12 protein-coding genes and 1 pseudogene are annotated in these 13,773 nt (G+C 72.4%); 9 read left to right on the plus strand and 4 right to left on the minus strand.

The window, feature by feature from the left end; all coding sequences use genetic code 11:
• Positions 1 to 2 precede the first annotated feature (2 nt).
• A complete protein-coding gene (gene tatA, locus EF918_RS03300) occupies positions 3 to 203 on the minus strand; it encodes a Sec-independent protein translocase subunit TatA (RefSeq protein WP_125640297.1) in 201 nt (66 codons plus the stop codon).
• A gap of 105 nt (positions 204 to 308) precedes the next feature.
• Here tatA and EF918_RS03305 point away from each other — a divergent pair, with 105 nt between their 5' ends.
• Both EF918_RS03305 and EF918_RS03310 read left to right on the plus strand, forming a co-directional pair.
• On the plus strand, positions 309 to 2,351 hold the full coding sequence (locus EF918_RS03305; protein ID WP_125640300.1) for an FUSC family protein: 2,043 nt from the start codon (positions 309 to 311) through the stop codon (positions 2,349 to 2,351).
• Positions 2,352 to 2,628: 277 nt separating this feature from the next.
• Complete coding sequence (locus tag EF918_RS03310) at positions 2,629 to 2,874, plus strand: DUF397 domain-containing protein (protein WP_125640303.1); 246 nt, start codon at positions 2,629 to 2,631, stop codon at positions 2,872 to 2,874.
• A gap of 127 nt (positions 2,875 to 3,001) precedes the next feature.
• On the opposite strand, the gene EF918_RS03315 is transcribed toward EF918_RS03310, so the two are convergent.
• Positions 3,002 to 3,502, minus strand: coding sequence for an ATP-binding protein (locus EF918_RS03315; RefSeq protein ID WP_125640306.1), 501 nt, complete (start codon positions 3,500 to 3,502; stop codon positions 3,002 to 3,004).
• Positions 3,503 to 3,823: 321 nt separating this feature from the next.
• On the opposite strand from EF918_RS03315, the gene EF918_RS03320 reads away from it, so the two are divergent.
• From EF918_RS03320 to EF918_RS03340, 5 genes and pseudogenes are all read left to right on the plus strand, one after another.
• Complete coding sequence (locus tag EF918_RS03320) at positions 3,824 to 4,702, plus strand: helix-turn-helix transcriptional regulator (protein ID WP_125640310.1); 879 nt, start codon at positions 3,824 to 3,826, stop codon at positions 4,700 to 4,702.
• A 94-nt stretch (positions 4,703 to 4,796) separates the two neighbouring features.
• The gene (locus tag EF918_RS03325) at positions 4,797 to 6,254 is read left to right on the plus strand and encodes an aldehyde dehydrogenase family protein (RefSeq protein ID WP_125640313.1); all 1,458 of its coding nucleotides are present in this window, start codon (positions 4,797 to 4,799) and stop codon (positions 6,252 to 6,254) included.
• Between the two features lie 83 nt (positions 6,255 to 6,337).
• Positions 6,338 to 6,841 (plus strand): DinB family protein, encoded by a 504-nt coding sequence (locus EF918_RS03330; RefSeq protein ID WP_185921579.1) that lies wholly within the window; start codon positions 6,338 to 6,340, stop codon positions 6,839 to 6,841.
• Between the two features lie 118 nt (positions 6,842 to 6,959).
• Positions 6,960 to 7,718: a MerR family transcriptional regulator gene (locus EF918_RS03335; protein WP_125640319.1), complete on the plus strand. Its 759-nt coding sequence runs from the start codon at positions 6,960 to 6,962 to the stop codon at positions 7,716 to 7,718.
• A 127-nt stretch (positions 7,719 to 7,845) separates the two neighbouring features.
• Positions 7,846 to 8,478: pseudogene (locus EF918_RS03340) on the plus strand (VTT domain-containing protein); the annotation flags it as partial.
• A 163-nt stretch (positions 8,479 to 8,641) separates the two neighbouring features.
• Here the strand turns inward: EF918_RS03340 and EF918_RS03345 are convergent.
• Together EF918_RS03345 and EF918_RS03350 are read right to left on the minus strand one after the other, a co-directional pair.
• The gene (locus tag EF918_RS03345; RefSeq protein WP_125640324.1) at positions 8,642 to 10,291 is read right to left on the minus strand and encodes a threonine/serine exporter ThrE family protein; all 1,650 of its coding nucleotides are present in this window, start codon (positions 10,289 to 10,291) and stop codon (positions 8,642 to 8,644) included.
• A 159-nt stretch (positions 10,292 to 10,450) separates the two neighbouring features.
• A complete protein-coding gene (locus EF918_RS03350; protein ID WP_125541818.1) occupies positions 10,451 to 10,942 on the minus strand; it encodes an inorganic diphosphatase in 492 nt (163 codons plus the stop codon).
• Positions 10,943 to 11,121: 179 nt separating this feature from the next.
• Here EF918_RS03350 and dacB point away from each other — a divergent pair, with 179 nt between their 5' ends.
• Together dacB and EF918_RS03360 are read left to right on the plus strand one after the other, a co-directional pair.
• Positions 11,122 to 12,543: a D-alanyl-D-alanine carboxypeptidase/D-alanyl-D-alanine-endopeptidase gene (dacB, locus tag EF918_RS03355; RefSeq protein WP_125640327.1), complete on the plus strand. Its 1,422-nt coding sequence runs from the start codon at positions 11,122 to 11,124 to the stop codon at positions 12,541 to 12,543.
• 68 nt (positions 12,544 to 12,611) lie between these two features.
• The gene (locus EF918_RS03360) at positions 12,612 to 13,727 is read left to right on the plus strand and encodes a zinc-dependent metalloprotease (RefSeq protein WP_125640330.1); all 1,116 of its coding nucleotides are present in this window, start codon (positions 12,612 to 12,614) and stop codon (positions 13,725 to 13,727) included.
• Positions 13,728 to 13,773 lie beyond the last annotated feature (46 nt).

Here is a 13,773-nt window from a genome sequence, read left to right on the forward strand (position 1 = left end):
GCTCACCTCTGCTCCGCCGCCCCCGCCGCCCCTGCCGCCCCCGCCGGGTCGTCGGAGCGGAGGGCGCGGGTCTCCGCCTTCAGGATGCGCAGGGACTTGCCCGCCGAGCGGGCCATGTCCGGCAGCCTCTTCGAGCCGAAGACCAGCAGGCAGACGACGATGACGATCACCAGGTGCCAGGGTTCGAGCGCGTTGCGGATCATGCGGGACATGGAACTACCCACCCGGCACCCCGCACAAATCTGAAGAAAACCTGAAGAACCGAAGGTAAGCCTGAAGAACCGGTGCGTTCCGCTACGCTGCGCCGTATGACCTGGTCACGGGCGCTGGTGCACACCGCCCGGTCCGGCATGACGATCGAGCGCGCCCGGCTGGAGCCGCTCGTCGCCCTGCGGGCCACCGCCGGGCTGGCCCTGGTCATCGGGGTCTCGCTGGCCCTCCTCGGCCCCGGCGCCGCCGCCAGTTCCGCCTTCGGCGCGTTCATGGCCGCGATCGCCACCTTCCAGCGGAGCTGGCGGCCGCGCCCGGTGCTGGCGCTCGCCTCCGGGCTGACGCTGGCCGTGTCGACGTTCGTCGGCTACCTCGTCGGGACCTCGCACACCGGGGCGTTCCTCGCGCTGCTCGCCGTGTGGACCTTCGCGGCCGGGCTGATGTGGGCGGCCGGGCCGACCGCCGGAGTCATCGCCTCCGGCAACGTGGCGGTCATGCTGGTGACGGTCACCCTGCCGACCTCGCTCGCCCAGGCCGCCGGCCACGCCGCGCTGATCGCCGCGGGCGGGGTGGTGCAGGCCGCGCTGATCGTGCTGTTCCCGGTCCGCCGCTGGGGCGCCCAGCGCGACGCCCTCGCCGACGCGCTGGCCGCCGAAGCCACGTACGCGCACCGGCTGTGCGAGGACCCGTGCGCGCCCTTCGACCCGGAACCGCTGATGACCGCCCGGGCCGCGGCCACCGTGACCCCGCGCCAGGCCCGCCGCCGGCCCGCCGAGCTGCACGGGGCCCGGGGCCTGGCCGAACGGATCCGCCCGGTCCTGGCCACGCTGGCCGAACCGGCCGTGGGAGCGCCCGCCGAGGGCCCGGCCCGGGAACGGGTGCGCGAACTGCTCGTCGCGGCCGGGGCCGTGCTCGACGCCGCGGCGGCGGCGATCCGGCACGGGGAGCCCGTACGGCTGCCCGGGGCGGCCCTGGGCGTGCTGAAGTCACCGGACACCGACGGCCTGCTGGACGGGGCGGCGCTGCGCGCCGCGCGCCGGCTGGCGGCGCTGCTCCAGGACGTCGTGGAGACCGCCGCGCCCGGCTCCGGCCGGCTCGCCGACCCCGGCGCGTCCATGCTGCGGCCGACGCTGCCCGCCCTGGTCCCGCTGGTGGCCAGGGCCGTCCGGGCCGAGCTGCACCACGACTCGCCGGTGTTCCGGCACGCCGTACGGGCCACGGCCGTGGTCCCGGCCGGCTACCTCCTCGGCGGTCTCCTGCCGTTCGGGCACGGCTACTGGGCGCCGATGGCCTCCGTGATGGTGATGCGGCCGGACTTCGGCCAGACCTACGCGCGGGCCGTGGCCCGGTTCGGCGGCACCCTGGTCGGGGTCGCGGTCGCCACCGGGATCGTGCAGCTCGTGCGGCCGGGGCCGTACCTGTCGGGCGGGCTGGCGGTGCTCAGCGCCGGGCTGATGTACGTGCTGATGCGCACCGGCTACGCGGTCAACCAGGTCTTCGTGTCCGCCTACGTGGTCTTCCTGCTCGGCATGGCCGGCGCGGGCTGGCAGCAGACCGTACCGGACCGGGTGGCGCTGACCCTGGTCGGCGGGCTGCTGGCGATGGTCGGGTACGCGCTCTACCCGGCCTGGGAGACCCCGCGCCTGCGCGACCGCCTCGCCGACCGGGTCCTCGCCGACGGGCGTTACGCCGCCGCGGTCCTGGACCAGTTCGCCGACCCGGCCGGGGCCCGGCGGGCCGACGTACGGCGGGCGCTGCTGGCCGCGCGGGACGCCCGGATCGCCTGGCGGGAGGCCGAGGACCGGGCGGCGGGCGAGCCCGTACGGCACCGGGGGCTGTCGCGGGCCGCGGCCGGGGCGGCGGGGGAGGCGCTGGCCGCGCTGGGACGCCACGCCATGCTCCTGGAGGCCCATCTGCCGGAGCCCGGCCACGACCCGGTCCCGGCGGCGGCGGAGCTGGCCGCGGCGCTGCGCGCCGCGACGGAGGCGGGGGCCGGGGCGATCCGCGAGGGCCGGCCCCCCGACTGGGCCGAGGTCCACGCGGTCACCGCGGCCCTGCCGCCCACGGCCCCGGCCACCCTGCGGGCGGCCGCGCCGCTGCTGTGCGGGTCCCTGGACGACCTGGGGGCGGCCCTGGCCTGAGCGTGCCCGTGCTGCCACGGGTGCGTGCGGCAGGGGTGGCCGTCGCCGCGGCGTGGCGGGAATCACGTACGGCGAGCACCGGGCAACCGGGCCGCTGGAAAAGTGCGTCTACCAGCTGGCAGGGGTTCAAAGGCCTGGAAGAGGGCCTTCCGGCTCCGCGTCACCGCCTGAGAGTGATCAAGGAACCACCCCGCGTGCACGTGCATCTGCCCATGCAGTTGCGCATGAACACAGCTATGATCCGGTGCAGTTGACATCTGCATTTCGGGGGCTTCCTGTGGACCATGCGTACAACGGGATGGCAGCTGCAGAACTCGCTTCCTTGTATGGGTTGACCTGGCAGAAGAGCAGGCACAGCAACTCGCAGGGTTCCTGCGTGGAGTTCGCCAAGCTGCCGGGCGGAGATGTGGCGGTACGCAACTCACGCCACCCGGACGGACCGGCACTCGTCTACACGCCGGCCGAGATCGAGGCACTGCTCCTCGGGGTGAAGGACGGGGAGTTCGACCATCTGATCGCCTGATCGGCGCACCGCGATCCACCGCACGGCGTCATGATCAAGCCGTGCACGTGCACCGGCCGGGATCGATCGCATCGATCGATCCCGGCCGGTTCGCGTCCGTGGCCCGTCCCGGTCCTTCTCGGCCGACTCAGTCCTGGAGCAGGAACAGCGCCCAGACCACTTTTCCGGTCAGGCGTCCCGCCAGGGGGTGCCAGCCCCAGCTGTCGCTGTAGGAGTCGACCAGGAACAGCCCCCGGCCCGACTCCGCGTCGCAGTTCTCCTCCGTCCGGTCCGGGGAGAAGGCCCCGCCGGGCCGGTCCTCGCTGGGGTCCCGCACGGCGCACACCAGCCGGGTGCTCCACCGCATCAGGTGCAGCCGTACCGGCGGTTCCTCGCCGGTGCGGGACTCGTCCGGAAGGGCGTGCCGCAGGGCGTTGGTGACCAGCTCGGAGACGACCAGGGCCACGTCGTCGAACCGGTCGTCCAGGCCCCACTGGGACAGGGTGGACCGGGTGAACGAGCGGGCCCCCCGGACGGCCTCGTAACGGGCGGGCAGGGCGCAGGAGGCGGAGCCGGAGACAGCCGTGGGATCGACCGGGGGCAAACCCTGCCGTAACGGCTCGAGCACGGTCGATCCATTCGTCCCCATGCGAGGCACTCCCGGGATTCGCGGACGGAGCGGCGGCACTGTCCAGAAAGAACTGCGGGGTGGGTCCGGCGCCGGCGCGAAAGTGCACGCAGGTGCGCGGCACCATCGTTCCGAATGGTGATGTCAGATGCAAGGGCAGATGCACGTGCACGCGCCGGACCTGTCCAATCCCGTGACGGTTCTTGCTCATTTCTTCCTACGCTTACTTACGGACTTCTTTTCCGGCAGGCTGGATTCCGTTACAGAACGAGTACGGGCCGATGCGTTTTGGTGGCAGACTGCGGCCCCTGGGGTACGGGGGCCCCGCGACGCACACCACCGATGGGGAGGGCAGGACTAGTGACCGCAGAAGCCAGCGGTTCTGTGGTGCGCCGCATCCTCCTGGGCTCTCAGCTCAGGCGCCTGAGGGAGTCCCGCGGCATCACCCGTGAGGCGGCCGGCTACTCGATCCGCGCATCCGAATCGAAGATCAGCCGCTTGGAGTTGGGAAGGGTGAGCTTCAAGGCCAGGGACGTCGAGGACCTGCTGACGCTGTACGGCGTCACGGACGGCGCCGAGCGGGAGTCCCTGCTCGGGCTGGTCCGGGAGGCCAACGCGGCGGGCTGGTGGCACAGTTACGGAGACGTGCTGCCCGGCTGGTTCCAGACGTACATCGGCCTGGAGGGCGCCGCCTCCCTGATCCGCATCTACGAGGTCCAGTTCGTCCACGGCCTCCTCCAGACCGAGGCCTACGCCCAGGCCGTGGTCCGCCGGGGCATGCCCACGGCCACCGCGGCCGAGGTCGACCGCCGCGTGGCGCTGCGCCTGGAGCGGCAGAAGGTCCTGGTGAGCGAGAACGCGCCGGTCTTCCACGCCGTCCTGGACGAGGCCGCCCTGCGTCGCCCGTACGGCGACCGGTCGGTCATGCGCGGGCAGTTGGAGCACCTCATCGACATCTCCCAGCGGCCGAACGTGCAGCTGCAGGTGATGCCCTTCTCCTTCGGCGGCCACGCGGGCGAGAGCGGCGCGTTCACGCTGCTGCGTTTCCCCGAGTCCGACCTCCAGGACATCGTCTATCTGGAACAGCTCACCAGCGCCCTCTACCTGGACAAGGCCGAGGAAGTGGCGCAGTACGAACGGGCCATGGAGCGGCTCCAGCGCGACTGCCCCGGTCCCGACCAGACCCGGGATCTTCTCCGGGGTTTGCTCCAACTGTCTTGAATCGCACGTACCATGACATCGGATCAGTCTCATCATCGACTGATCGGATGGTCACCGGTGCAGCGCAACGTGCGCGCTCGCAGTAAGGGATGGCATGTCCATATTCGACGATCTGGCTCACCAGTACATCGACGGCGAATGGGTGGCGGGCACCGGTTCGTGGGACATCATCGACGTCAATCCGTACAACGGTGAGAAGCTGGCGGCCATCACGGTGGCCACCACGGACCAGGTCGACCGTGCCTACCGGGCCGCCGAGCGGGCCCAGGCGGAGTGGGCGGCCACCGGCCCGTACGTCAGACGCGAGGTCCTCGAACGCGCCCTGCGGCTGACCGAGGAGCGCGAGAAGGAGATCGTCGAGGCGATGATCGACGAGCTCGGCGGGACGCGTCCCAAGGCCGAGTACGAGATCCACCTCGCCAAGGAGTTCCTCCGCGAGGCCATCCAGCTCGCCGTCCGCCCCGAGGGCCGCATCCTGCCGTCGCCGGTCGAGGGCAAGGAGAACCGGGTCCAGCGGCTGCCCGTCGGCGTCGTCGCCGTGATCAGCCCCTTCAACTTCCCCTTCCTGGTGACCATGAAATCGGTCGCCCCCGCGCTCGCCCTCGGCAACGCGGTCGTGATCAAGCCCAACCAGAACGCGCCCGTGGTCGGCGGCGGGGTCATCGCCAAGATCTTCGAGGACGCGGGTCTGCCCGCCGGCCTGCTGAACGTGCTGGTCACCGATATCGCCGAGATAGGCGACGCACTGCTGACCCACCCGGTCCCCAAGGTCATCTCCTTCGCCGGCTCCGACCGCGTCGGCCGCCACGTGGGCGCCGTCGCCGCCCGCCACTTCAAGCGGACCGTCCTGGAGCTGAGCGGCAACAGCGCCCTGGTCGTCCTCGACGACGCCGACGTCGACTACGCGGTCGACGCCGCCGTCTTCAGCCGGTTCGTCTACCAGGGCCAGGTCTGCATGGCGGCCAACCGGATCCTGGTGGACCGGGCCGTGGCGGACGAGTTCACCGAGAAGTTCACCGCCCGGGTCCGCGGCCTGCGCACGGGCGACCCGCGCGAGGCCGACACCCACATCGGCCCGCTGATCAACTCCTTCCAGGCCGACGCCCTCACCGCGCTGGTCGACCGCGCCGTGGAGTCCGGCGCCCGCGCCCTGGTCCGCGGCCGGACCCGCGGCAACCTCGTCGAGCCCACCGTGCTGGCCGACCTCCCCGAGGACTCCCCGCTGCTGGGCCAGGAGATCTTCGGCCCGGTCGCCCTGCTGGTCGTCTTCGACGGTGAGGAAGAGGCGGTACGGCTGGCCAACGCGACCCCGTACGGGCTCTCCGGCGCCGTGCACACCCAGGACGTCGAGCGCGGCGTGCGGTTCGCCGAGCGCGTCGAGACCGGGATGATCCACGTCAACGACTCCACCATCGCCGACGAGCCGCTGGCCGCGTTCGGCGGGGAGAAGGCCTCGGGCCTGGGCCGGCTGAACGGGCACTCCACCGTGGAGGCCTTCACCACCCAGAAGTGGATCTCGGTGCAGCACGGTCGGAGCCATTTCCCCTTCTGAGGCGATTGAGGACAGCAGCTGACCGCTATGCCTCGTAGCGTGGGTCCTGTTCGGAACGGCACCCATGCAGAAGGCGGTTGGACATGTCCATCTCCACCGAAGTCCCCGGCGACGAGCGCGGCACCCTCCTGGCGTTCGTGGAGTCGCAGCGGGCCGCGCTGCGCAAGGCGGCGCAAGGGCTGAGCGAGGAGCAGGCGGCGGGTCGGCACAGCGCCAGCGAGCTGTCCCTGTCCGGGCTGCTCAAGCACGCGGCCCAGGTCGAGCGGAACTGGCTGCGGATGGCCCAGCAGCAGCCGTACGAGAGCACCCCCGAGAGCCACCTGGACGGCTTCAAGCTGGCCGAGGGCGAGACGATGCCCTCCGTGCTGGCGTTCTGGGAGTCGGTGTCGGCCGAGCTCACCCGGTTCGTCGAGGAGCTCCCGAGCCTCGACGAGACCTTCCCGCTGCCCCCGGCGCCCTGGTTCCCCGAGAACCACAAGGTCTCGATGCGCTGGATGCTGCTCCACCTGGTCGAGGAGTTCGCCCGGCACGCCGGTCACGCGGACGTCATCCGGGAGTCCCTGGACGGCACCAAGGCGATGGGCTGACCCTCCCGCCCGCCGGCGCTCCCGCGGTCCGCACCCGCCCGTGCACCTCACGACTTGCACCTCACGCCACGTGAGGGACCACAGTGAAGGGCGTACCGACCGAAGGAGCGGAAAGAAGATGAGCTACTCCGTGGGACAGGTCGCCGGTTTCGCCAAGGTCACGGTGCGGACCCTGCACCACTACGACGAGATCGGCCTGCTCTCCCCGAGCGGCCGCAGCGGGGCGGGCCACCGGCGTTACGACGACGGCGACCTCGACCGGCTGCAGCAGATCCTGTTCTACCGGGAGCTCGGCTTTCCGCTCGACGAGGTGGCGGCCCTCCTGGACGACCCGGACACCGACCCGCAGGAGCACCTGCGCAAGCAGCACTCCCTGCTCACGGACCGGATCGACCGGCTGAAGGAGATGGCCGCCGCCGTGGAGCGCGCCATGGAGGCACGAAGAATGAGCATCGACCTGACCCCCGAGGAGAAGTTCGAGGTCTTCGGGGACCACGATCCCGACCAGTACGCCGACGAGGTCCACGAGCGCTGGGGCGGCACGGACGCCTACAAGGAGTCCGCCCGCCGCACCGCCTCGTACACCAAGGAGGACTGGAAGCGGCTCATGGAGCAGCACAACGACATCTGCCGGCGGCTCGCCGGGCTGATGGAGACGGGTGCCGCCGCCGACTCCGAGGCCGCGACGGACCTGGCCGAGGAGCACCGGCAGTGGATCGACGGCAGCTACTACGCGTGCTCGTACGAGATGCACACCTGCCTCGGCGAGATGTACGTGGCCGACGAGCGGTTCACGGCCACCTACGACGCCTTCCGCCCCGGCCTGGCGGTGTTCCTGCGGGACGCCGTACTGGCCAACGCGGTGCGCAGGGCCTAGCCTCCAGGCTCGGCCCTTCCCTGTGCCGGACCCCGGCCGGTCCCTGGAACCGGCCGGGGTCCGGGCACGTTCATAATTGAGAATCGCACCGCCTGCCGCCGCGACCCCGATCCAGGAGCCCGGAATCTTGTACACGCTTGCGCTCGGCCCCGAGTGGCTGTCCCCGGACTACCTGATCTCGCACTTCGGCCTGATCGGCATCCTCGTCATCGTCTTCGCCGAATCGGGCCTGTTCGCCTTCCTGCCGGGCGACTCGCTGCTGTTCACGGCGGGTCTGCTGGTGGCCAACGGCGAGTACATCAAGCAGCCGCTGTGGCTGGTCTGCACCCTGATCGTGGCCGCCGCGATCATCGGTGACCAGGTCGGTTACATGATCGGCAAGTTCTTCGGCCCGAAGCTGTTCAACCGCCCGAAGTCCAAGGTCTTCAAGCGGGAGAACCTGGACAAGGCGCACGAGTTCATGGACCGCCACGGGCCCAAGGCGATCGTGCTGGCCCGGTTCGTGCCGATCATCCGGACCTTCGCGCCGATGGTGGCCGGCGCCGGCTCGATGAAGTACCGCACCTTCCTGACCTTCAACGTCATCGGCGGCATCGGCTGGGGCGCGGGCGTGACCGTCGCGGGCTACTGGCTCGGCCAGATCACGTTCATCAACAAGAACATCGAGGCCATCCTCGTCCTGATCGTCCTGATCTCCGTGATCCCGGTGATCTTCGAGGTCCTCAAGGCGCGCCGGGAGGCCAAGGAGGCCGCCGAGGCCCCGGTGGCAGCGGACGGCGCCCCCGGTGCCCCCACCGCTCCGGCTCCGGCCCAGCGCGGGCGCCACGCCAAGCGCTGAGGCCCGTAGGGCGCCCGTACGGGGCCCGTCCGGTGGTTCGTCGTACTTTTCGTCGCGGGGCTTGTGCCGCCTCCCCAGGGGGGCGTCAGAAGCCCCGCGTCCGTTTCGCCGCCGCGCGCTGCTTGGCCGCCCGGGCGGCGCCGGGGACGCGGATGAAGAGCCGGGAGGTCTCCGAGCCCAGGTTCACCCCGATCGCGATCGCAAGCGCGATCGCCGCCGCGTTGGTCAGCGAGGCCAGCCCCGCGTCGAGCCGGTTCTCGGCGATGGACAGCAGGCCGTAGTACGTCGCCGAACCGGGCAGCAGCGGTCCGATCGCGGCCGTGGTGTACGGCAGCGCGGAGGCGAATCGGTACCGGGACAGCAGCTGCCCGAACAGGCCCACCAGCCCGGCCGCCACCGCGGTGGACGGCACCTGCGGCAGCCCGCCCGCGGTCAGGGCGCCGAACGTCACCCAGGCGACCCCGCCGTTCAGGGTCACGATCCACACGGTGGAACGTTCCTGCTGGAGCAGGATCGCGAACGTGAACACCAGCACCATCGAGGCCAGGATCTGCACCACCGGCCGCACCGGGATCTTCAGCACGTCGTCGGGGTTGGGCGCGGCGCCGAGCTGGAGCCCGATCCAGACCACCACGAGCACGCCGATGACGATGCCGATGAAGAGGTACATGACCTCCAGCAGCCGGGCCGAGGCGGTGATGTAGAAGCCGGTCAGACCGTCCTGGACGGCCGCGACCAGGGCCCGCCCCGGCAGCAGCGCGAACAGCCCGCCCGTGATCACCGCGGAGGCCCGCAGGTCCACCTCGGCGAGCTTCAGGGCCACCCCGAGCGCGGCCGGCGGCATCGCGGCCACCACGAACTGGTAGAACTCCGGCAGCCCGCGCCCGGCGCAGTACCAGGCCAGCCGGTCGCCGAGCATGGCGCCCAGGGCCGCCGCGAGGAAGACCAGCACTCCACCGCCGACCAGCGTGGACGCCGCGCCCGCCAGCACGCCGGCGGCGGCGGTGAGCACCCAGGTCGGGTACGGGTGCCGGTTGCGGCGGATCTCGGCCAGCCGGCGGTAGGACTCCTCCAGGGAGACTTCGACCTCGGGCGCGCTGATGTCCGCGACCAGCCGGAAGACGGCCGCGAGCCGGGTGTAGTCGGTGCCCCGGCGGCGTACGGTCCGGTTCGCCGACACCGGGTGGTCCACCAGCGAGGGCTGGTGGGTGATCGAGAGCATGGTGAACGTGACGGTGGGCTCGCACCGGTCCAGCCCGTAGCTGCGGGCCACCGCGAACATGGCGGCCTCCACGTCCTCGGCCCCCTCACCGCCTGCCAGCAGCAGCTCGCCGATGCGCAGGGTCAGGTCGAGCACGCGGCCGACCGCGGGGCCGGTCTCGCTCTGCTTCTGCACCGGCTCGGGCACCGGGCGGACGTCGACCGGCATCCGCAGCATGGTGCGCATGCGGTCCTGCCACGGCGACTCCGTGATCCGCGCCAGCGCGAACTCCCCGCCGGGGGTGTACGCGGGCGGGGAGGCGTCGGCGCGGTAGGTGCTCGGCGGGGCGAAGGCGGAGCCGGTGTCCGACACGGGCTCCACCGTTCCGGTGCCCGCCGGAAGAGCGAATTCCGAGGTGGGCTGCTCGTCGGCCGGGACCTCGGGCTCGGCGATCCCGGGCGGCGGCGCGAACGCGCTGCGCGCCTCGTCGGATCTCGGCTTCCGGTCCTCGGGTCCTTCGGCTTCCGCCGCCACGCATCCTCCCGTCCTGGCACCCGGGTATCAGTATGCGGAACCGTTTCGTCCAGGGCGAAAGCAGGGCGTACGGCGGCACACGAGGACGGGCGGCACCCCCCGAGGGGGTACCGCCCGTCGTCAGTGGCCCGGTGGCCGCGCGGCCCGCAGGCCGACGGCTCAGTGGCCGCCCTGCTCCTGCAGACGCTTGAAGGAGCGCTCGATCTCGGCCTCGGCCTCGGTGCGGCCGACCCAGTTGGCGCCCTCGACCGACTTGCCCGGCTCCAGGTCCTTGTAGACCTCGAAGAAGTGCTGGATCTCCAGGCGGTCGAACTCCGAGATGTGGTGGATGTCGCGCAGGTGCTCCACGCGCGGGTCGGAGGCCGGCACGCACAGCAGCTTGTCGTCGCCGCCCGCCTCGTCCGTCATGCGGAACATGCCGATGGCGCGGCACTTGATCAGGCAGCCCGGGAAGGTCGGCTCGTCCAGGATGACCAGCGCGTCCAGCGGGTCGCCGTCCTCACCCAGGGTGTTCTCGACGAAGCCGTAGTCCGTCGGGTAGCTGGTGGAGGTGAACAGGCGACGGTCCAGGCGGATCCGGCCGGTCTCGTGGTCCACCTCGTACTTGTTCCGCGAACCCTTGGGGATCTCGATGGTGACGTCGAACTCCACGTCCTGTTCCTCCATGTCCAGCTAGCTCATTGCTTACGAGTGACAGCGCGTCCGGCCCCAGCTGCCGCTGGGAGGTGCCCCCGGCCGGGCGGGGTGCCATGCTCGCGGCAAGACGCAGTGGTTAAGTGTCCCTCACGCATACATGTGATCGCGAAAGGGGCTGGTCCGAGGTGCCAGCGATGAGAACGTGGCAGCTCGTCGCGGGTTCGGCCGTCGCCGGCCTGGCCGTGGCGGTGTCCGCCGTGGTCGCGGCCGGTCCGTGGGACTCCGGCCAGCGTAAGGCCGAGCGGGCCCGGGCCGCCTCCCGGAGCGGAGCGGGTGGCGCAGATCACGACGGAGGCGGCCGTCCGCAGACCGCTCCCAGCGCCCCGGGCGTGCTGCCCCAGCTCGCCGTCGGCGGCGCCCGGCCGGCCGTCTCCCCGGCCGCCCTCGCCGCCGCGCTGAAACCGCTGCTGGCCGATCCCGCCCTCGGGGCGGCCCGCGGGGCCTCCGTCGTCGACACCGCGACCGGGACGGTGCTCTACGAGGACGGGGCGCGCGAGCCCCTCACCCCGGCCTCCACCGTCAAGATCGTCACGGCCGCGGCGGCGCTTGCCGCGCTCGGCCCCGAGCACCGCATCGAGACCACGGTCGTCCCGGGCGCCACGGCCGGTTCGGTCGTGCTCGTCGGCGGCGGGGACCCCTCGCTGAGCGCCAGGAAGAAGAACCCGGCCGGGCCGGGCGGCAGCCTCGTCGCCCTCGCCGGGGACACCGCACAGGCCCTCAAGGCCGCCGGCACCACCTCGGTCACCCTCGGCTTCGACGACGCGCTGTACACCGGCCCGGCCCGGCACCCGATCGGCCGGAACGTCAACCTCGCCCCGGTCAGCGCGCTGACCGCCGACGAGGGCAGGACCGACGACTCGTTCTCCGGGCCCGTCGACCGTACGGACACCCCGGCCGAGGACGCCGCCGCGACCTTCGCCACGCTGCTGCGCGAGCGGGGCGTCGAGGTCACGGGGGCGCCGGCCCGGACCAAGGCCCCGGCCGGCGCCAAGCCGCTGGCCGTCACCCGTTCGACGCCGCTGGCCGGGCTGGTCGAGCGGATGCTGACCAACAGCGACAACGACATCGCCGAGGCCCTGGCCCGGCAGACCGCCCTGGCCGCCGGCCAGCCCGCCAGCTTCGAGGGCGCCGAGAAGGCCGTCACCGCCAAGCTGGCCGGACTCGGCGTGGACCTGACCGGCACCCGCTTCGCCGACGGCAGCGGGCTCAACCGGGCGGACAAGGTCTCCGCGGGGCTGCTCACGGCCCTGCTGGCCAAGGCCGCGGACCCGGCCCGGCCGGAACTGCGGCCGGTGCTGACCGGGCTGCCCGTGGCCGGCTTCACCGGGACCCTGCGCACCCGCAACGCCGGCACCTCCCCGGCCGCCGGGCTGCTGCGCGCCAAGACCGGCACCCTGAGCGGCGTGAACTCCCTCGCCGGCACCGTGGTCGACCCCACCGGCCGCCTCCTGGCCTTCGCCTTCCTCGCCTCCGACACGCCGAGCGCCGAAGGCGCGGAGAAGGCCCTGGACAAGCTGGCGGCCGCCGTGGCCACCACCGGCCCCGGCGGGTCCTGAGCCCCGGCCCCGAAAGGCTCGGTGCACAGGGGCCCCGCCGGGAAGCCCTGGCACGTACCGTTGACGGCATGACGAGCATCGGTGGTGCGGAGATGGTCGACTGGAACCTGGCGGTCTCGACCGCGGTCCGGCTGGTCCGGCCCGGGCCGGAGGTCGGTCGGGACGAGGCGCGGGCGGTGGTGGCGGAGCTGCGGCGGCACGCCGTCACCTCGGAGCGGCACGTGCGCGAGTTCACCGGGATGATCGCCGAGGGGGCCGCCGTCACGGACACCCCCGTCCTGGTCGTGGACCGGGCCGGCTGGGTCCGGGCCAACGTGGCGGGCTTCCGCGCGCTGCTCGGCCCGCTGCTCGCCCGGATGCAGGAGCGCCGAGGCACCGCCCCGGGCGGCGCCGTGCTCGGCGCGGTCGGCGGCAAGGTGACCGGCGTCGAGCTCGGCATGCTGCTGAGCTTCCTGGCCTCCCGGGTGCTCGGCCAGTACGAGACCTTCGCCCCGGCCGCCCGCGACCTGCCCGGCTCCTCGGGGGGCCGGCTGCTGCTCGTCGCGCCGAACATCGTCCACGTCGAGCGGGAGCTGGAGGTCGACCCGCACGACTTCCGGCTGTGGGTGTGCCTGCACGAGGAGACCCACCGCACCCAGTTCACCGCCGTCCCGTGGCTGCGCGACCACCTGGAGGGCGAGATCCAGACCTTCCTCGGCGCCACCGAGATGGACCCGGCGACCATCCTGGAGCGGCTGCGCGAGGCCGCCCAGTCGCTGGCCGGCGCCCGGCCCGAGGGCGAGCGCGGCGACGAGGGCCGCTCGCTGGTCGAGCTCGTGCAGACCCCCGAGCAGCGGGAGATCCTCGGCCGGCTGACGGCCGTGATGTCGCTGCTGGAGGGCCACGCCGACTACGTCATGGACGGCGTCGGACCGCAGGTCGTGCCGTCGGTGGCGGAGATCCGCGAGAAGTTCCAGAAGCGCCGCGCCAGCGGCGCCGGCCGGCTCGACGCGGCCCTGCGCAAGCTGCTGGGCCTGGACGCCAAGCTGCGCCAGTACCGGGACGGCGAGCGGTTCGTCCGGGCCGTCGTCGACGAGGTCGGGATGGACGGCTTCAACCGGGTCTGGACCTCCCCGAACACCCTGCCGACCAAGGCGGAGATCGCCCGCCCCGCGGACTGGGTCGCCCGGGTGCACGGCGGATGACGGGCCTCGGCGGGTGAGGGGCCTTGGCGGATGACGGGCCTCGGCG

Origin of the sequence: Streptomyces sp. WAC06614 (assembly GCF_003949795.1) — a bacterium.
Taxonomy (GTDB): domain Bacteria; phylum Actinomycetota; class Actinomycetes; order Streptomycetales; family Streptomycetaceae; genus Streptomyces.